This is a genomic window from Microbacterium sp. F01 (assembly GCF_056156365.1).
Window position 1 is genome coordinate 1418947 of the sequence record NZ_CM149592.1, and the last position, 17181, is coordinate 1436127.

Annotated in this window: 17 protein-coding genes; 15 read left to right on the forward strand and 2 right to left on the reverse strand. The window is 71.0% G+C overall.

The window, feature by feature from the left end:
* Window positions 1-36: 36 nt before the first annotated feature.
* On the reverse strand, window positions 37-873 hold the full coding sequence (locus tag ACVN90_RS06250) for a DUF1206 domain-containing protein (protein WP_475101285.1): 837 nt from the start codon (window positions 871-873) through the stop codon (window positions 37-39).
* 119 nt (window positions 874-992) lie between these two features.
* Between ACVN90_RS06250 and ACVN90_RS06255 the strand changes: the two genes are divergently transcribed.
* The 5 genes from ACVN90_RS06255 to rbfA all read left to right on the forward strand — a co-directional run bounded on the left by ACVN90_RS06255 (window position 993) and on the right by rbfA (window position 7712).
* A complete protein-coding gene (locus tag ACVN90_RS06255; protein ID WP_475101286.1) occupies window positions 993-2858 on the forward strand; it encodes a lipase family protein in 1866 nt (621 codons plus the stop codon).
* 141 nt (window positions 2859-2999) lie between these two features.
* Complete coding sequence (gene nusA / locus ACVN90_RS06260; protein WP_116193892.1) at window positions 3000-3989, forward strand: transcription termination factor NusA; 990 nt, start codon at window positions 3000-3002, stop codon at window positions 3987-3989.
* 45 nt (window positions 3990-4034) lie between these two features.
* On the forward strand, window positions 4035-4286 hold the full coding sequence (locus ACVN90_RS06265; RefSeq protein WP_475101287.1) for a YlxR family protein: 252 nt from the start codon (window positions 4035-4037) through the stop codon (window positions 4284-4286).
* Window positions 4287-4378: 92 nt separating this feature from the next.
* Window positions 4379-7213 carry a translation initiation factor IF-2 gene (gene infB, locus ACVN90_RS06270; RefSeq protein ID WP_475101288.1) on the forward strand — a complete coding sequence of 945 codons (2835 nt, stop codon included), beginning with the start codon at window positions 4379-4381 and terminating at the stop codon, window positions 7211-7213.
* 64 nt (window positions 7214-7277) lie between these two features.
* Entirely contained in the window at window positions 7278-7712 is a 435-nt protein-coding gene (gene rbfA, locus ACVN90_RS06275; protein WP_056370212.1) for a 30S ribosome-binding factor RbfA, read from the forward strand.
* 101 nt (window positions 7713-7813) lie between these two features.
* Here rbfA and ACVN90_RS06280 read toward each other — a convergent pair whose 3' ends face one another.
* Complete coding sequence (locus tag ACVN90_RS06280; protein WP_475101289.1) at window positions 7814-8686, reverse strand: HhH-GPD family protein; 873 nt, start codon at window positions 8684-8686, stop codon at window positions 7814-7816.
* 58 nt (window positions 8687-8744) lie between these two features.
* Here ACVN90_RS06280 and ACVN90_RS06285 point away from each other — a divergent pair, with 58 nt between their 5' ends.
* From ACVN90_RS06285 to ACVN90_RS06330, 10 genes are all read left to right on the forward strand, one after another.
* The gene (locus tag ACVN90_RS06285; protein ID WP_475101290.1) at window positions 8745-9425 is read left to right on the forward strand and encodes a nucleoside/nucleotide kinase family protein; all 681 of its coding nucleotides are present in this window, start codon (window positions 8745-8747) and stop codon (window positions 9423-9425) included.
* Window positions 9425-10330 carry a tRNA pseudouridine(55) synthase TruB gene (gene truB / locus ACVN90_RS06290; RefSeq protein ID WP_475101291.1) on the forward strand — a complete coding sequence of 302 codons (906 nt, stop codon included), beginning with the start codon at window positions 9425-9427 and terminating at the stop codon, window positions 10328-10330. The genes ACVN90_RS06285 and truB overlap by 1 nt, the downstream gene beginning before the upstream one ends.
* Window positions 10327-10695 carry a hypothetical protein gene (locus ACVN90_RS06295; RefSeq protein ID WP_475101292.1) on the forward strand — a complete coding sequence of 123 codons (369 nt, stop codon included), beginning with the start codon at window positions 10327-10329 and terminating at the stop codon, window positions 10693-10695. Before truB ends, ACVN90_RS06295 begins: the two co-directional genes overlap by 4 nt.
* Window positions 10696-10736: 41 nt before the next feature.
* Window positions 10737-11180 carry a hypothetical protein gene (locus ACVN90_RS06300; protein ID WP_475101293.1) on the forward strand — a complete coding sequence of 148 codons (444 nt, stop codon included), beginning with the start codon at window positions 10737-10739 and terminating at the stop codon, window positions 11178-11180.
* Window positions 11177-12148 (forward strand): bifunctional riboflavin kinase/FAD synthetase, encoded by a 972-nt coding sequence (locus tag ACVN90_RS06305; RefSeq protein ID WP_475101294.1) that lies wholly within the window; start codon window positions 11177-11179, stop codon window positions 12146-12148. Before ACVN90_RS06300 ends, ACVN90_RS06305 begins: the two co-directional genes overlap by 4 nt.
* Before the next feature lie 85 nt (window positions 12149-12233).
* The gene (locus ACVN90_RS06310; RefSeq protein ID WP_475101295.1) at window positions 12234-12605 is read left to right on the forward strand and encodes a hypothetical protein; all 372 of its coding nucleotides are present in this window, start codon (window positions 12234-12236) and stop codon (window positions 12603-12605) included.
* Between the two features lie 115 nt (window positions 12606-12720).
* Window positions 12721-13665: a sugar-binding transcriptional regulator gene (locus ACVN90_RS06315; RefSeq protein ID WP_475101296.1), complete on the forward strand. Its 945-nt coding sequence runs from the start codon at window positions 12721-12723 to the stop codon at window positions 13663-13665.
* Window positions 13666-13717: 52 nt separating this feature from the next.
* Window positions 13718-14725 carry a deoxyribose-phosphate aldolase gene (gene deoC, locus ACVN90_RS06320; RefSeq protein ID WP_475101297.1) on the forward strand — a complete coding sequence of 336 codons (1008 nt, stop codon included), beginning with the start codon at window positions 13718-13720 and terminating at the stop codon, window positions 14723-14725.
* 14 nt (window positions 14726-14739) lie between these two features.
* Window positions 14740-16302 carry an aldehyde dehydrogenase family protein gene (locus ACVN90_RS06325; protein WP_475101298.1) on the forward strand — a complete coding sequence of 521 codons (1563 nt, stop codon included), beginning with the start codon at window positions 14740-14742 and terminating at the stop codon, window positions 16300-16302.
* On the forward strand, window positions 16299-17162 hold the full coding sequence (locus ACVN90_RS06330; protein WP_475101299.1) for an aldehyde dehydrogenase family protein: 864 nt from the start codon (window positions 16299-16301) through the stop codon (window positions 17160-17162). Before ACVN90_RS06325 ends, ACVN90_RS06330 begins: the two co-directional genes overlap by 4 nt.
* Window positions 17163-17181 lie beyond the last annotated feature (19 nt).

Sequence of the window (17181 nt, forward strand, 5' to 3'; positions counted from 1 at the left end):
CGGATGCTGCGACCTAGGCCTGGCGCGGGCGTGCGGTCACATCCGCGCGAAGCGGGCACGGGCGATCGTGAAGACGCCGTACGCGAGGAACCCGATGCCCACCACCCATGCGAGCGCGGGGCCGAGGGGGAGGTCGAGCAGCGCGTCGACGGCGCCGTCGAGGCCGCCGGCCGTCTTGGCGTCGGCGCGCACCGCCGCGATGACGAGCAGCACCCCCACGATCAGGAGCGCGACGCCCTTTGCGACGAAACCGACGACACCGAGGACCGTCACACTGCGCCCGACCCATCCCTCCGGGATGCGCATGCGAGCACGGAAGCTCCGCATCACGCCCATCACGACGAACGCGACGCCGCCGATGCCGAGCGCGACGCCGATGAGGCCGAGCACGATCGGTCCCCCCGGAATCTGGAGCAGGCTCCGGCTGGCGCCTTCGGCGGCCTCCTCGCCGTCGGGGCGGGCGCCCACCGCCACCGCCGCCGCGATCGCTCCCAGGGCCGCGAAGACCGCGGCCTGGCCGAACTCGGCGATCCGCCGACCCCAGGTGCGCGCCGCGCCCTTGACGTCGCCCGACCAGTCGTGCGCCAGGATCCCTTCGCTCACATGCCACAGCGCGAGCGCCCACAGGCCGATGGCGATGAGCCAGAGCACGACGAAACCCACCGGCGCTCCGCCGACCGCCTTCATCGCGCCCGCCTGATCGCCCTCGGCCCGACCGCCGGACGCGATCACGATGACGATGACGCCGATGAGCGCGTGGATGATGCCGTTCGCGACGTACCCCGCGCGCGCGAGCGTCTCGAAGACGGAGTTCGACTCCGCCTCGCGCGCGAGCTGCTTGGCGCCTGCCTTCACCTCGGCACGGGTCTTCACGTCCTCACGCTAGCCCGCGCCGGGCCGGTCGGCAGGGGCTTGACGCGGCCTCCGCGGGGGTGAACCACGGCGCGCGCACGTGCGGCGGCCTCATACGCGCCGGATCTATCATGGGGCGGATGATCCGCGAGGGCCGTCGACCGCCGGCGACCGGCTGGAGCGTCGTCCCCCGCCTGGTGCGGGGAGCGCCTCCCGTCGTGCTCGTCGTCGTGGGCGCGCTCTCGCTCCTCGTCGGGCTCCTCATCGTCACGCGGCCGCTCACGTCCCTCGTGCTGCTGACCGTCTACGTCGGGCTCAGCGCGGTCTTCTCAGGCCTGGCGCGCCTGTTCGCCGCGCCCGAGACCCCCGTGTGGTCGCGGGTCATGTTCGGCGGGCTGTGGATCGCCCTGGGGCTCGCGATCCTCCTCGGTCTCGGTCGAACGCTCGAGCTGCTGCCCGAGATCATCGCCGTGCTCCTCGTGCTGGGCGGTCTGGCGTCGGTCTACGACGCGGTGTCGCGCGGCAGCATGAGCCAGCGCGTGCTCGCGGGGATCTGGGGCGGCACGCAGATCGCGTTCGGCGTCCTCTCGTACGCCTGGCCCGACGTCACGGTCCTCCTCGTCGCGGTGGTCTTCGGCGTGCGCACGATCGTGTTCGGGGCCACGCTGCTGGTCCGCGCAGTGCGCGCCTTCGTGGAGGGAAGGCGTTCCGTGCCGGCGACCGGGCTGCCCGCAGCATCCGTCCCCGCATCCGCCTCCCCGACACGGCGTCGTGCCCGTGCCGCATGGCTTGCGGCGGGGCGCTACGCGCTCTCGGCGCTGCTGGTGCTCCTCGCGGTCGGCGGGTGGTGGGCGAACTCGTGGTTCGAGGACGGCGCCCAGGTGGTGGACGCGTTCTACGACCCTCCCGCCCTCGTGCCCTACGAGCACGGGCGCCTGATCCGCAGCGACGACTTCTCGGGCCAGAAGCCCGCAGGTGCCGACGTTCGGCGCATCCTGTACACGACCCGCGATGCCAACGGCCAGCCGGCGGTCGCCAGCGCACTGGTCATCGTGCCGCAGGACCCGCCTCCCGGGCCGCGGCCGGTCGTGGTGTGGAACCACGGCACGACCGGTGTCGCGCGCGGCTGTGCGCCGAGCCTGCGCGAAGCCTCGGCGACCAAGTGGGCGATCCCGGGACTCGATCAGGCGATCGCGAACGGCTGGGTGGTCGTGGCGTCCGACTACTCGGGCCAAGGGGCACCCGGCGTCTTCCCGTACCTCATCGGCCGCGGCGAGGCCCGGTCGTCGCTCGACGCCGTCGTCGCGGCAGGGGAGCTCGAAGGAGTCACCCTCTCGAGCCGGACCGCGGTCTGGGGGCACTCGCAGGGCGGGCACGCCGCACTGTGGACCTCGCAGATCGCTGAGGAGTACGCACCCGAGCTCGACGTGCGCGGCACCGCGCTGCTGGCGCCCGCCGCCGAGCCTGTCGAGCTCGCGGAGGAGCTCACCAGCGGCGACGCGAACGCGCTGCTGTCGATCCTCATCTCGTGGGTGCTCGTGCCGTATGCCGACACGTACGACGACGTCGACCTCACCCGCTACATCGCACCCGGCTCGGAGGCGATCGTGCGCGAGATGACCCAGCGCTGCCCGTCCGAGCCCGGCGTGATCGTGTCGGTCGCAACGGCGCTGGGCGTCTCGGAGGACCGCCCGCTGTACGTCGGCGACCTCACCGCCGGCCCGCTCGGCCGCCGCCTCGAGGACAACACGCCGAAGGGTCCCTGGACGCAGCCGGTCCTCATCGCGTGGGGCGACGAGGACGAGGTCATCCCGCCCCACCTGCAGAACGAGTTCGTCGACCGCCTGTGCGCGGAAGGGAACCAGGTGCGCAGCCTCGAGTACCGCGGCTACGACCACCTGCGCACGCTGCTGCCAGGGTCGCACTTCGTCCCGGTCCTCATCGAGTGGACCGACGCCCGGTTCCGCCGGTCCGACACACACGTCGACGACTGCCCGGAGCAGTGATCGCACGCCCGCGGGGGAGCTCTCCAGCGGCGCCGCACGGCGTGGAGCCGACCCGCAGAACCGCGGGACGCGGCATCCGGTAATGTTGGAGGGTTCCGGCGCGCGTCGACGCGCTGGTGAGAGCTGAATACGGAGGCCACTGTGGACATCGATCTCGGACTGCTGCGGACTGTCGAGCGCGAGAAGGAGATCCCCTTCGACGAGCTCGTGCGGATCATCGAACAGGCGATCCTGACCGCCTACGCCAAGCACACCTCGCCCACCGGCGAGCTGCCGGAGGGCGCCCGCGCGGAGCTGGACCGCAAGACCGGTCACGTGGCCGTGTTCATCCCGCTCCTCGACGAGGAGGGCGCCGTCGTCGGCGAGGAAGAGTCGACCCCCGAGGACTTCGGCCGCATCGCCGCATTCGCCGCGAAGCAGGTCATCAGCCAGCGTCTGCGCGACATCGCCGACGACGCCGTGCTGGGGGAGTTCCGCGGCAAGGAGGGCGACATCGTCGCCGGCATCGTGCAGCAGGGACCCAACCCGCGCATGGTGCACGTCGACCTCGGCACGGTCGAGGCGATCCTGCCTCCCGAGGAGCAGGTGCCCGGCGAGGACTACGCGCACGGCGCGCGCCTGCGCGTCTACGTGACCTCGGTCGCCAAGGGCACCAAGGGTCCCCAGATCACCGTCTCGCGCACGCACCCGGGGCTCGTCCGCAAGCTGTTCGCGCTCGAGGTGCCCGAGATCCCCGCGGGGCTCGTCGAGATCGTCTCGCTCGCGCGCGAGGCCGGCCACCGCACCAAGATCGCCGTGAAGGCCAACGATCCGTCGATCAACGCGAAGGGCGCCTGCATCGGCGAGCTCGGGCGGCGCGTGCGCGCGGTCACCGAGGAGCTCGGCGGCGAGAAGATCGACATCGTCGACTACGACCCGGAGCTCGCCAAGTTCGTCGCGAACGCGCTGTCGCCCGCGAAGGTGACGTCGAGCTTCATCCTGGATGCCTCGAACAAGGCCGTGCGCGCGCTCGTGCCCGACTACCAGCTGTCGCTCGCGATCGGCAAAGAGGGCCAGAACGCCCGCCTGGCGGCGAAGCTCACCGGCGCGAAGATCGACATCCAGCCGGACTCGATCCTCGAGGAGGGCTGAGGCAGCGCGCCCGCGCGGCGCCGGCTCCCAGCCCCGGTGTGTAGAATGGACGCTGTACGAACGTGCGTCGGATGCCGCACGCGTGCTCTCCGGTCCACCCTCCTCAGGGTGGTCTCCATCGATTCCCACCTCGTCGTCGACGAGCGTGCATCGATGCCCGGAAGAGGCGCGTGGGTGCACGAGACGCAGGAGTGCGTGGATGCCGCCATCCGGCGCCGCGCCTTCGTGCGGGCATTGCGTGTGTCAGGCCCGCTTGACACGCAGACCATCGAAGAGCACATCCAGCGAAAAGGCTGAACGGCTATGGAAACAAAGTGAACGGCTCGAAATGAGACCCGTCCGCCGATAACGGTCTGCCCTGTCCGGGGTAGGCCCCAGACAGGAGAATTGTGGCTGGAAAACCACGCGTGCACGAGATCGCTTCCGAGCTCGGCGTCGACAGCAAGGTCGCGCTCGAGAAGCTGAAGGCGCTCGGCGAATACGTCAAGAGCCCCTCGTCCACCATCGAACCCCCCGTCGCACGGAAGCTCCGTGCTGCGCTCGAAGCCGACGGCGCGGCGAAGTCCGCTGACGGGGCGCCCGCTACGGCGAAGCCCGCCGCTGCGGCACCTTCCGCACCCGCGGCCAAGCCCGGTGCGCCCGCAGGTCGTCCCGGCCCGGCTGCGAAGCCCGGTCCGGCGCGCCCGGCTGCGCCCGCAGCTCCTGCCGCGAAGGCCGCGGCCGCGGCTCCGGCTGCTCCGGCGGCCAAGGCCCCCGCGGCTCCCGCTCCGGCCGCCCCCGCGGCTCCCGCCGCCAAGGCGCCCGCCGCGAAGGCTCCCGAGGCTCCCGCCGCGCCCGGTGCGCCCAAGCCCGGCCCCGCCGCCGCGACGCCGGCCCCGCCGCGTCCGGGTGGCACGCCGCGCCCCGGCAACAACCCCTTCGCGTCGTCGCAGGGCATGGGCCAGCGCCCCGCCGGCCCGCGTCCGGGCAACAACCCGTTCGCCTCGGCGCAGGGTATGGGCCAGCGCCCGAGCCCCGGCAACATCCCGCGTCCCCAGGCTCCGCGCCCGGGTGCTCCCCGTCCCGGCGCTCCGCGTCCGGGTGGTGCGGGTCGCCCCGGTGGCGGCGGTCGTCCCGGCGCTCCCTTCCAGCAGCGTCCCGGCGGCCCCGGTCGTCCCGGCGGTGCCGGTGGCGGCTTCCAGCGCCCCGGTGGCGCGCCCGGTGCGGGTGCTCCGGGCGGCGGCTTCGCCGGTCGTCCCGGTGGCGGCGGCGGTCGTGGCCGTGGTCCCGGCGGTGGTACCGCAGGTGCCTTCGGCAAGGGCGGCGGCAAGTCGAAGCAGCGCAAGTCGCGTCGGGCGAAGCGCCAAGAGTTCGAGATGCGGTCGGCGCCGGTCGTCGGCGGCGTCAACGTCTCGAAGGGCAACGGCGAGATCATCCGCCTGCGCCGCGGTGCATCGATCGCGGACTTCGCCGACAAGCTCGAGGCGCTGCGCGGCTACACCGTGCAGCCCGGCACGCTCGTGACGATCCTCTTCAACCTCGGCGAGATGGCCACGGCCACCGAGTCGCTGGACGAGGCGACGTTCGAGGTGCTCGGCGCCGAGCTCGGCTACAAGATCCAGATGGTCTCGCCCGAGGACGAGGACAAGGAGCTCCTCGAGGGCTTCGGTCTCGACCTCGAGGCCGAGCTGGAGGCGGAGAACGAGGAAGACCTCGAGATCCGTCCTCCGGTCGTGACCGTCATGGGTCACGTCGACCACGGTAAGACGCGACTGCTCGACGCCATCCGCCAGACCAACGTGGTCGCGGGCGAGGCCGGCGGCATCACGCAGCACATCGGTGCCTACCAGGTCTGGACCGAGCACGAGGGCATCGAGCGTGCGATCACCTTCATCGACACCCCGGGTCACGAGGCGTTCACCGCCATGCGTGCCCGTGGTGCGCAGGTGACCGACCTCGCGATCCTCGTGGTCGCGGCCGACGACGGCATCATGCCGCAGACGGTCGAGGCCCTGAACCACGCGCAGGCCGCCAACGTGCCGATCGTGGTCGCGGTGAACAAGGTCGACAAGCCCGACGCCAACCCGGCCAAGGTGCGCCAGCAGCTCACCGAGTACGGCCTGGTCGCAGAGGAGTACGGCGGCGACGTCATGTTCGTGGATGTGTCGGCTCGTCAGGGCACCGGCATCCAGGAGCTCCTCGACGCGGTGCTGCTCACGGCGGACGCGGGCCTGGACCTCACGGCCAACCCGAACAAGGACGCCCGCGGTGTCGCCATCGAGGCGAAGCTCGACAAGGGTCGCGGTTCGGTCGCCACGGTGCTGATCCAGTCCGGAACGCTCCGCGTCGGCGATGCGATCGTCGCGGGCACGGCCTACGGCCGCGTCCGTGCCATGGCGGACGAGAACGGCGACCCGGTCCTCGAGGCCTACCCGTCGCGTCCGGTGCAGGTGCAGGGTCTCAACTCGGTGCCGCGAGCCGGCGACACGTTCATCGTGACCGAGGAGGACCGCACGGCCCGCCAGATCGCCGAGAAGCGTGAAGCGGCCGAGCGCAACGCCCAGCTGGCCAAGGCCCGCAAGCGCATCTCGCTCGAGGACTTCACCCGCGCTCTCGAAGAGGGCAAGGTCGAGTCGCTCAACCTCATCATCAAGGGCGACGTGTCGGGTGCCGTCGAGGCGCTCGAGGAGTCGCTGCTCAAGATCGAGGTCGACGACTCCGTCCAGCTGCGGATCATCCACCGCGGCGTGGGTGCGATCACCGAGTCCGACATCAACCTCGCGACGATCGACAACGCGATCGTCATCGGCTTCAACGTCCGTCCCGACACGAAGGCGCGCGAGCGCGCCGCCCGTGAGGGTGTGGATGTCCGGTTCTACTCGGTCATCTACAACGCGATCGACGACGTCGAGCAGTCGCTCAAGGGCCTGCTCAAGCCGGAGTACGAAGAGGTCCAGTCGGGTGTGGCCGAGATCCGCGAGGTGTTCCGCTCCTCGAAGTTCGGCAACATCGCCGGTGTCATCGTCCGGTCGGGCACGATCACGCGCAACGCCAAGGCGCGCGTCATCCGCGACGGCGTGGTGCTCGCCGATGGCCTCGCCATCGAGTCGCTGCGCCGCTTCAAGGACGACGTGACCGAGGTCCGCACGGACTTCGAGTGCGGTATCGGCCTCGGCAAGTACAACGACATCCAGGTGGGCGACGAGATCGAGACCACCGAGATGGTCGAGAAGCCCCGCGCGTAAGTCGCGCAACGTGAGGGGCGCCCTGATCCGTCAGGGCGTCCCTCACGCTTCGAAAGGAGCAATCATGTCTTCGGAACGTCAGGCCCGTCTGGGCGACCGCATCCGCGTGATCCTGGCCGAGAGGCTCGAGAAGGGTCTGCGCGACCCGCGTCTGGGCTTCGTCACGATCACCGACGTGCGCGTCACGGGTGACCTGCAGCACGCGTCGGTGTTCTACACCGTCCTCGGCTCGGCCGAGGAGCGCGAGGATTCCGCCAAGGCGCTCAAGGCGGCGACCGGGATGCTGCGCTCCGAGGTGGGCAAGCACCTCAATGTTCGCCTCACCCCGTCGCTCGAGTTCATCCCCGACGCGATCCCCGAGAACGCCGGCCACATCGCCGACCTGCTCCGCGAGGCGCAGGAGCGGGATGCCGCGGTCGCGGGCCTCGCCGCCTCGGCGACGTACGCCGGCGACGCCGACCCGTACCTCAAGCCGCGCGAACTCGACGACGACGAGTAAGCGCACCACGATCACTCACCGAGTTCGCAGAATCGCGCCGGAACCGCACGGTTCCGGCGCGATTCTGCGCAGTACGTCGGTTTCTGCGAAGGCTGTGAGTCTCAGCGGTATCCCGGCAGTCGCAGCATCCCGTCGGATGCCTCGGCGAGCCCGTCGGCGATGAGCGAGTCGATGGCGCGGTCGCGTTGCAGCGCGTCAGGCCAGCCGGGCACGACCTCGGCCAGCGGCACCGCATGGGTCGCAGCATCCCTCAATGTCTTCAGCACCGCGCCGCGCGTCTGACGGTCGCTGCCCTCGTACCGCGCCTGCTTGCGGCGCTCGTCGCCCGTGTCAGGCCGACCGGCGGCGAGCCACGCGCATCGGTCGCTGAGAGGGCACACCTCACAGCGCGGGACGCGCGCGGTGCAGACGGTAGCGCCGAGCTCCATGGCCGCGGCGTTCACGACGGCGGCCGTCGTGCGGTCCTCAGGCAGGATCGCCTCCATCCCCGCGAGGTCGCGACGTGACGGAGGACCGGGCTGCGACCTGCCGTCGATGACTCGTGCGAGCACCCTTCGTGTGTTCGTGTCGACGACGGGATGCCGGTCGCCGTACGCGAACACCGCCACGGCGCGCGCGGTGTAGTCGCCGATGCCTGTCAGCGCCAGGAGCGCGTCGACATCCCGCGGCACGACCCCGTCGTGACGGTCGCGGATCTCGACCGCGGCGCGATGCAGCCACAGCGCCCGACGCGGGTAGCCGAGGTTCGCCCACTGCCGCACTGCGTCGGCCGGGGCTGCGGCGGCGAGATCGGTCGGCGTCGGCCAGCGCGTGAGCCACGCCTCGAGGTGTGGGATGACGCGGTTCACCGGCGTCTGCTGCAGCATGAACTCGCTCACCAGCACGCCCCACGCCCCGAATCCCGGCCGTCGCCACGGCAGGTCGCGAGCGTTCTCCCGGTACCAGCCGACCAAGGGAGCGGCGAGGTCGGGCATGCCTTCCAGCGTAGGCGTCCGGGCGGGGCGAGGCGCCCGCGCGCCGTAGGCTGGAACCATGCGCCTGCCCGTCACACCGACCACGACGCTGTGGCGCGAGCTGCGCGACCGCGTGCGACGCCGGTACCCCGCCGGGCGGGTGATCGTCGCGATCGACGGACTCGACGGGGCGGGCAAGACGGTGTTCGCCGACGGACTCGCCGAGGTCTTCGCCGAGACCGGCGCCGCGGTCTTCCGCGCCGGCATCGACGGCTTCCATCATCCGCGCGCCGAGCGCTACGTCCGCGGGCGGCGCAGCTCCGAGGGCTTCTACCGGGACTCCTACGACTACGCCACGTTCCGCCGCGTGCTCATCGACCCGTTCCGCGACGGCGCGCAGACGGCCGGGACCACCGGGTTCCAGCTGACCGCGTTCGACGTGACCCGCGATGCTCCCGTCGAGTCGCAGTGGGTCACCGCTCCGCTCGACGCCGTGCTCGTCGTCGACGGCATCTTCCTGAACCGTCCCGAGCTGCAGGACCTGTGGGACTGGTCGATCTGGCTCGACGTTCCCATCGAGGTCGCCTATGGCCGCATGGCGCTCCGCGACGACTCCGATCCCGACCCGGATGCGCCCTCGAACGCGCGATACCGCCAGGGGCAGGAGATCTATTTGAACGAGGCACGGCCGCGGGCCGCAGCATCCGTCATCGTCGACAACACCGACCTCGCACACCCCCGGATCGTCGGGCGCAGCTGATGGCGGCACCCGGAATCCTGCTCGTCGACAAGCCTGGCGGCATCACCTCTCACGACGTCGTGGCGCGCGCGCGACGCGCGCTCGGCACGCGCAAGATCGGCCACGCCGGCACTCTCGACCCGATGGCGACGGGGCTGCTCGTCCTCGGCGTGGAGGGTGCGACGCGCCTGCTCACGTTCGTGGTCGGGCTCGACAAGAGGTACGAGGCGACCATCCGCCTCGGCGTCGCGACCGACACCGACGACGCCGAGGGCCAGGTCGTCTCGGAGACGGATGCCGCGTCCCTCGGCTCCGTCTCCATCGCCGACGGCATCGCCGCCCTGACCGGCCGCATCTCGCAGGTGCCGAGCACCTACTCGGCGATCAAGGTCGACGGGCGCCGCGCCTACGACCTCGCTCGGGCGGGGGAGGACGTGCAGCTCAAGGCCCGCGAGGTCACCGTGTCCAGGTTCGACGTGCTCGCCGAGCGGCGCCCTTCGACGGGCTCAGGGGCCGGAGGCGTCGTCGACCTCGACGTGGTGGTCGGCTGCTCCAGCGGCACCTACATCCGATCGCTCGCCCGCGACCTCGGCGCCGCGCTCGGCGTCGGCGGTCACCTCACGGCCCTGCGGCGCACGCGCATCGGCCCCTTCGACGTCGCGTCGGCCGCCGCCGTCGACGCACTCGCCGACGCCCCGCTGCTCGATCCCGCCGCCGCGGCCGCCGCCGTGCTCGGCCGGTTCGATGTGACCGCGGACGAGGCGCGCGACCTCCGCCACGGCAAGCGGCTCCTCGGCGCGGCCGACCGGCTCCCCGCGAGCCCGACCGCCGCGATCGACCCCGCCGGCGTGCTCGTCGGCATCGCCGAGCGCCGCGGCGCCGACGTCAAGAGCGCCATGAACATGCCCGAGGAGGCTGCCCGTTGATCCTGTGGTTCACGATCGCCCAGGTCGTCGTCGCCGTCGCGGCGGGTCTCTTCTGCGTGATCGCGGGTCTCGCGGGGCGCCGCCCGAGCGACTGGACCGTCGGTTCGCTCGCGCTGGTCGAACTGCTGCTGCTGGTGCAGGTCGTGATGGCGATCATCGCGCCCTTCGCGGGCAACCCGCCGTCGGGCAGCCTGCTCGAGTTCTGGGTCTATCTCGTCTCGGCGGTCCTGCTGCCGTTCGCCGCGGTCGCCTGGGCGCTGCTCGAGCGCAGTCGCTGGAGCACGGTGATCATGGGTATCGCGGCGCTGTCCATCGCCGTGATGGTGTGGCGCATGTACGTCATCTGGACGGTCCAGGTCGCCTGACGAGCCGCGGCCTCGGTGACACGAACTAAACTCGACTGGTTATGTCGACCACTCCCGCTCGCCCCCGCATGACCGGCATCGGCCGCGTGCTCGTGATCGTCTACGCGATCATGGCCCTCGGCGCCACCGGTCGGTCCTTCGTGCAGATCGTCGAACGCTTCGACGAGGCGCCGGTCGCCTACACGCTGTCGGCGCTCTCCGCAGTCGTCTACATCGTCGCGACGCTCGCGCTCGTGTTCGCGGGGCGCCGCGGCTGGTACGTCGTGGCGTGGGTGGCGATCGTGTTCGAGCTCGTCGGCGTCCTGGTCATCGGAACCCTGAGCCTCGTCATGCCCGAGCTCTTCGCGCACCCCACCGTGTGGTCGTGGTTCGGCATGGGTTATCTGTTCGTGCCGCTGGTGCTGCCGTTCCTCGGCATCTGGTGGCTCGCGACCCACCACCCCGCCGAGGCACAGACGCCCGCAGCCGCGGCGGCCCTGTCGTGATCGTCTTCCGCGACCCGAGCGAGGTGCCCGCGGGCTTCGGCCCCTCTGTCGTCGCGATCGGCAAGTTCGACGGGGTGCACTCCGGGCATCGCGCGGTCATCGATCGGGCGAGGGTGGATGCTGCGGCCTCCGGTGCGCGCGTCGTCGCGGTGACGTTCGACCGCAACCCGCTGGCGCTGCTGCGCCCCGAGATCTGCCCCGACAGCCTGGTCGGCGTCGAGCAGAAGCTCCGTCTGCTCGCCGACGCAGGCGTCGACGCGACGCTCATGCTCACCTTCGACCGGGCGCTGGCCGACCTCGGCGCGCGCGAGTTCGTCGAACACGTGCTCGTCGGCGCCCTGGGTGTGCGGATCGTGATGGTCGGCGCGGACTTCCGCTTCGGCCGCGGCGGTGCGGGCAATCCCGAGCTGCTGCGCGAGCTCGGACCGGAGTTCGGCTTCGAGGTCGACGTCGTCGACGACGTCCGCGCGATCGACGCCGGTCGCCGCGTCTCGTCGACGTGGGTGCGCGAGCTGCTCGACGCCGGCGATGTGACGGGAGCGACGCGTCTGCTCGGCCGCCCACACGCCGTGCGGGGCGAGGTCGTCCACGGGGCCAAGCGCGGCCGCGAGCTGGGCTTCCCCACGGCGAACCTCTCGGCCGACCTCGAAGGCTTCGTTCCGGCTGAGGGCGTCTATGCCGGATGGCTGGTGGACGAGGGGATGCCGCGGGACGGGGCATCCGAGCCTCGCAGCAGCGTGCGGTACCCCGCGGCGATCAGCATAGGCACCAACCCCACGTTCGACGACGTCGAGGTGCGCCAGGTCGAGGCGTACGTGCTCGACGAGACCGATCTCGACCTGTACGGACACGTCGTCGAGATCGAGTTCGTGTCGAGGATCCGCGGCATGGTCGCGTTCGAGGGGATCGAGCCGCTCATCGCGCAGATGGGCGACGACATCGAGCGCGTGCGGCGCGAGCTGACCTGACGCACCGGGCCGCAGCATCCGTCCGCTGATCGATGCGCCTCGGAACCCGTAGACCCGCGCACCCGCTCGCCTCTACGATCGAGCCGTGCACGCGCTGGACCTGCTGGCGGCCGCCGCTGCCGTCGATTCGCCGAACCTGTGGGGTGCGCTGGGGTGCGCCGTGGCGTACTCCGCCTCGCTGCTGGCGACGCTCGACGCGTTCGCCGACCTGATCCTCGCCCGCGGCGACGCGCCGGCGGGACGACTGAGCCCGGGGATGCGGCTCAAGTTCGGCTCCAAGCTCGTGGCCGCCGCGATCGCGGTGATCTCCGCTGCGATCGTGCTCGCGCTCGACGACAACTGGTTCGCGTTCACGACGCTGTCCATCGCCTTCGTCGTGGTGGTCGGCATCGGGCTCGTCGTGCTGCTGCGGCACGCGAAGGTCACCACGTCGCCGCCGGCGAGCACCGGCGGGTGAGGCATCCGTCCCGTTCTCCCGATCCGAACGCGTGCTCATGTGAGCAAACTCTGTGCAGATGTTGGCGCAAGCCGGCGGTCTGTGTCAGCCTGGAAGTGACGACGAAGGGAGGATCGTGGACGCCGTCGACGAGCTTCTCTCGATCCGCGCTGCCGAGCTCTACTACGAGGAGAACCTCACGCAGGAGGAGATCGGCAAGAGCCTCCAGATCACCCGCTGGAAGGTCGGGCGCCTCCTCACCCAGGCGAAGGAGGAGGGCTTCGTCCGCATCGAGATCCTCCACTCCCGCGCGCGCCGACCGCAGCTCGAGCGACGCCTGCGAGACGAGCGCGCTCTGACCGATGCCGTCGTGGTCTCGCGCGCGGGCGTCCGCAACGAAGACGAGCTCCAGCAGCGGGTCGCGCAGGCCGCCGCCGATTACCTGGCCGGCCTCCGACCCGGCCCTCGTGTGCTCGGTGTCAGCTGGGGGCGCACCCTCTCCGACATCGCGCACCACCTTCGCGAGGGGTGGTCCCAGGGCACCGACGTGGTGCAGATCAACGGCGGCGTGAGCATGACCCAGCGCCCCGGCACGGCGGCGGCGACCGCTGTCAGCATCGCGCAGAAGGGTGGGGGCACGGCAGCGCTGCTGCCGAGCCCCGCGATCCTCGAGCAGCGGGCGACCAAGGAGGCCATCGAGGCCGACCGTGTCGTGGCCCGCGTGCTCGACGCCGCGCGCTCGGCGAACGCGTACCTGTTCAGCGCGGGCGCCGCCGACCACGGCTCGGTCCACGTCGACAGCGGCTACCTCACGACGGCCGACATCGACCGGCTCGTCGCGGCGGGCGCGGTCGGCGACGTCGTCGGGCGCTACATCGACGCCCAGGGGCGCATCGTCGACCGCGACCTCGACGCGCGCACCGTCGGACTCTCGCTCGACGACCTGCGTGGGGCCGATGTCGCGATCGCGGCGATCACCGGCACTCCCAAGCGCGCGGTCGCGTCCGCGGTGGTCGCGTCGGGCCTGTGCACGGTGCTCGTCACCGACGAATCCACGGCGCATCATCTGCTCGACGAGTGAGCCTCGGCGTCAGCATCCCATCTCCCCACCCCAACGAAAGCCAGGTCAGGACATGTCAGGCACCTCCATCGTGACGCTGCCCGAGCGGGCCGTCGAGCTGCTCGGCGGGCAGCCCGACGACACCACGCTGCGGCGCTATCTCCACGGACTCCCCGGCGTCGATGCGGTCGGCCTCGAGCAGCGCGCCGCCGACCTCGGGACCCGCTCCATCAAGACGACGTCGAAAGCGTGGGCGCTCGACAAGATCATCGAGCTCATCGACCTCACCACCCTCGAGGGCGCAGACACGCCCGGCAAGGTGCGCTCGCTGGTCGCGAAGGCGCTGAATCCGGATGCCTCGGACTCGACGTGCCCGCGGGTGGCGGCGGTGTGCGTCTACGGCGACATGGTGCCGTACGCCGTCGAGGCGCTGGGCGCCGCGCACGGCGACCCCGACGACGGGGGAGTGAGCGTCGCGGCGGTCGCCACCGCGTTCCCCAGCGGCCGCGCGTCGCTCGAGATCAAGCTGGCCGACACCGCCGAGGCTGTCGCGCACGGCGCCGACGAGATCGACATGGTCATCGACCGAGGGGCGTTCCTCGCGGGCCGCTACGGGCTTGTGTTCGACCAGATCGCCCGTGTGAAGCAGGCGTGCCGCCGGGAGGACGGCACGTACGCGTCGCTCAAGGTGATCCTCGAGACGGGCGAGCTCACCACATACGACAACATCAAGCGCGCGTCGTGGCTCGCGATCCTCGCCGGCGGCGACTTCATCAAGACGTCGACCGGAAAGGTGCAGCCGGCGGCGACGCTGCCGACGACCCTCCTCATGCTCGAGGTCGTGCGCGACTGGCACCGGGCCACGGGCGAGAAGATCGGCGTGAAGCCGGCAGGCGGCATCCGTACCTCGAAGGACGCCATCAAGTACCTCGTCACCGTCGCCGAGATCGCGGGCGAGGAGTGGCTGCAACCGCACCTGTTCCGCTACGGCGCATCGAGCCTGCTCAACGACGTGCTGCTGCAGCGGCAGAAGCTGAAGTCCGGACACTATTCCGGCGCCGACTACGTGACCATCGACTGATCCGGGAAGAAGACATGAGTTTCCTCGAGTACGCACCGGCCCCCGAGTCCCGCGCGATCCTGAACCTGCGCGACGAGTACGGGCTGTTCATCGACGGCGACTTCCGCCCGGGAACGGGCGAGTCGTTCGCCACGATCTCGCCCGCCGACGAGAAGCACATCGCCACGATCGCTTCGGCGAGCGAGGCGGATGTCGACGCCGCCGTCGCCGCCGCGCGCCGCGCCTTCGACAAGACGTGGTCGAAGATGACGGGCCGCGACCGCGGCAAGTATCTGTTCCGCATCGCACGGCTGGTGCAGGAGCGCGCACGCGAGCTCGCCGTCGCCGAGAGCCTCGACAACGGCAAGCCCATCAAGGAGAGCCGCGACGTCGACGTGCCGTTGGTGGCCGCGTGGTTTTTCTACTACGCCGGCTGGGCCGACAAGCTCGACTACGCGGGCCTGGGTTCCGACCCCCGGCCGCTGGGCGTGGCCGGCCAGGTGATCCCCTGGAACTTCCCGCTGCTCATGCTGGCGTGGAAGATCGCGCCGGCGCTCGCGGCCGGCAACACTGTCGTCCTCAAGCCCGCCGAGACGACGCCGCTCACCGCGCTCCTGTTCGCCGAGATCCTGCAGCAGGCCGACCTCCCGCCCGGCGTCGTCAACATCGTGACGGGCGCCGGGGCGACCGGGGCGGCGCTGGTGCGGCATCCCGACATCGACAAGGTGGCCTTCACAGGATCCACCGCCGTCGGCAGGGAGATCGCGAAGGCCGTCGCCGGCACCGACAAGAAGGTGACGCTGGAACTCGGCGGCAAGGCGGCGAACATCATCTTCGAGGACGCCCCGATCGAGCAGGCCATCGACGGCATCGTCACGGGGATCTTCTTCAACCAGGGACAGGTGTGCTGCGCGGGCAGCCGGCTCGTGGTGCAGGAGTCGATCCACGACGAGGTCGTCGACCGGCTCAAGGCGCGGCTGTCGACGCTGCGCCTCGGCGATCCGCTCGACAAGAACACCGACATCGGTGCCATCAACTCCCTCGAGCAGCTCAATCGCGTACGCGAGCTGTCGCGCATCGGCGACGAGGAGGGCGCCGAGCGGTGGACTGCCGACTGCGTGATTCCCGACAAGGGTTTCTGGTTCGCACCGACGATCTTCACGAACGTGCAGTCGAGCCACCGCATCGCGCGCGACGAGATCTTCGGTCCCGTGCTGTCGGTCCTGACGTTCCGCACGCCCGATGAGGCGATCGCGAAGGCGAACAACACGCCCTACGGCCTGTCGGCGGGGGTGTGGACCGAGAAGGGATCGCGCATCCTCGCGGTCGCCGACAAGCTGCGTGCAGGCGTCGTGTGGGCGAATACGTTCAACCGGTTCGACCCCTCGTCGCCGTTCGGGGGTTACAAGGAGTCGGGTTACGGCCGGGAGGGCGGCCGCCACGGTCTCGCCGCGTACCTCAAGGGTGCCTCGGCGGGCGATGCCGCGCGCCGCGTCGAAGCCGGCCGTTCGAAGAAGGAGCGCACCGCCGCCGTTGCGGGCGCGACGATGTCTGCCCAACGTGACGAGGCGGCGGTTGCCGAAGGAGGAGCAGCATGAGCAAGCGACTGACCGTACCCAAGACGTACAAGCTCTACATCGGCGGCGCGTTCCCGCGCAGCGAGTCGGGCCGCACCTACGAGGTGGCGACGCCGAAGGGCGACTTCCTGGCGAATGCCGCGCTCGCCTCCCGCAAGGACGCGCGCGATGCCGTCGTGTCGGCCCGCGGTGCCGTCAAGGGCTGGTCGGGCGCCACCGCGTACAACCGCGGCCAGGTGCTCTATCGCGTCGCCGAGATCCTCGAGGGCCGCCGTGCCCAGTTCGTGGACGAGATCGTGCAGCAGACGGGTGTCTCGGCCGCCGTCGCCGGCGCCGAGGTCGACGAGGCGATCGACCGCTGGGTCTGGTACGCCGGGTGGTGCGACAAGTTCGGCCAGGTCGCGGGGAACGGCAACCCCGTCGCGGGGCCGTACTTCAACATCTCGGTGCCAGAGCCCACCGGCGTCGTCGGGGTCATCGCCCCGCAGGACACCGCGCTCGTCGGTCTGGTGTCGGCGATCGCCCCGGCGCTCGTCACGGGCAACTCGGTCGTCGTGGTCGCGTCGCAGCGGTACCCGCTCTCGGCCATTTCGCTGGCCGAAGTGCTCGCCACGAGCGACGTTCCCGGCGGAGTCGTGAACGTGCTGACCGGCTCACCCGCCGAGATCGCGCCGTGGCTCGCCTCGCACCCCGACGTGCACGCGCTCGACCTCGTCGGCGCGGGCGACCTCGACTGGATCGACCTGCAGATCGCCGCGGCCGAGACGCTCACCCGTGTGCTCCCACCCGAGAACGGGACGGATGCTGCGGCCCCGAGCCTCGCCCGCATCGCGGCGTTCACCGAGACGAAGACCGTCTGGCACCCGAAGAGCCTGGTCTGACCCGGCCCGAACGACCTCG

What these genes read in the sequence shown, in the direction of transcription:
- ACVN90_RS06265 (WP_475101287.1), top strand. Translation starts at nt 4,035, where the DNA reads ATGGACGCTGTACGAACGTGCGTCGGATGCCGCACGCGTGCTCTCCGG.
- ACVN90_RS06325 (WP_475101298.1), top strand. Translation starts at nt 14,740, where the DNA reads ATGAGTTTCCTCGAGTACGCACCGGCCCCCGAGTCCCGCGCGATCCTG.
- ACVN90_RS06285 (WP_475101290.1), top strand. Translation starts at nt 8,745, where the DNA reads ATGCGCCTGCCCGTCACACCGACCACGACGCTGTGGCGCGAGCTGCGC.
- ACVN90_RS06330 (WP_475101299.1), top strand. Translation starts at nt 16,299, where the DNA reads ATGAGCAAGCGACTGACCGTACCCAAGACGTACAAGCTCTACATCGGC.
- deoC (WP_475101297.1), top strand. Translation starts at nt 13,718, where the DNA reads ATGTCAGGCACCTCCATCGTGACGCTGCCCGAGCGGGCCGTCGAGCTG.
- rbfA (WP_056370212.1), top strand. Translation starts at nt 7,278, where the DNA reads ATGTCTTCGGAACGTCAGGCCCGTCTGGGCGACCGCATCCGCGTGATC.
- ACVN90_RS06300 (WP_475101293.1), top strand. Translation starts at nt 10,737, where the DNA reads ATGTCGACCACTCCCGCTCGCCCCCGCATGACCGGCATCGGCCGCGTG.
- ACVN90_RS06280 (WP_475101289.1), bottom strand. Translation starts at nt 8,686, where the DNA reads ATGCCCGACCTCGCCGCTCCCTTGGTCGGCTGGTACCGGGAGAACGCT.
- ACVN90_RS06255 (WP_475101286.1), top strand. Translation starts at nt 993, where the DNA reads ATGATCCGCGAGGGCCGTCGACCGCCGGCGACCGGCTGGAGCGTCGTC.
- truB (WP_475101291.1), top strand. Translation starts at nt 9,425, where the DNA reads ATGGCGGCACCCGGAATCCTGCTCGTCGACAAGCCTGGCGGCATCACC.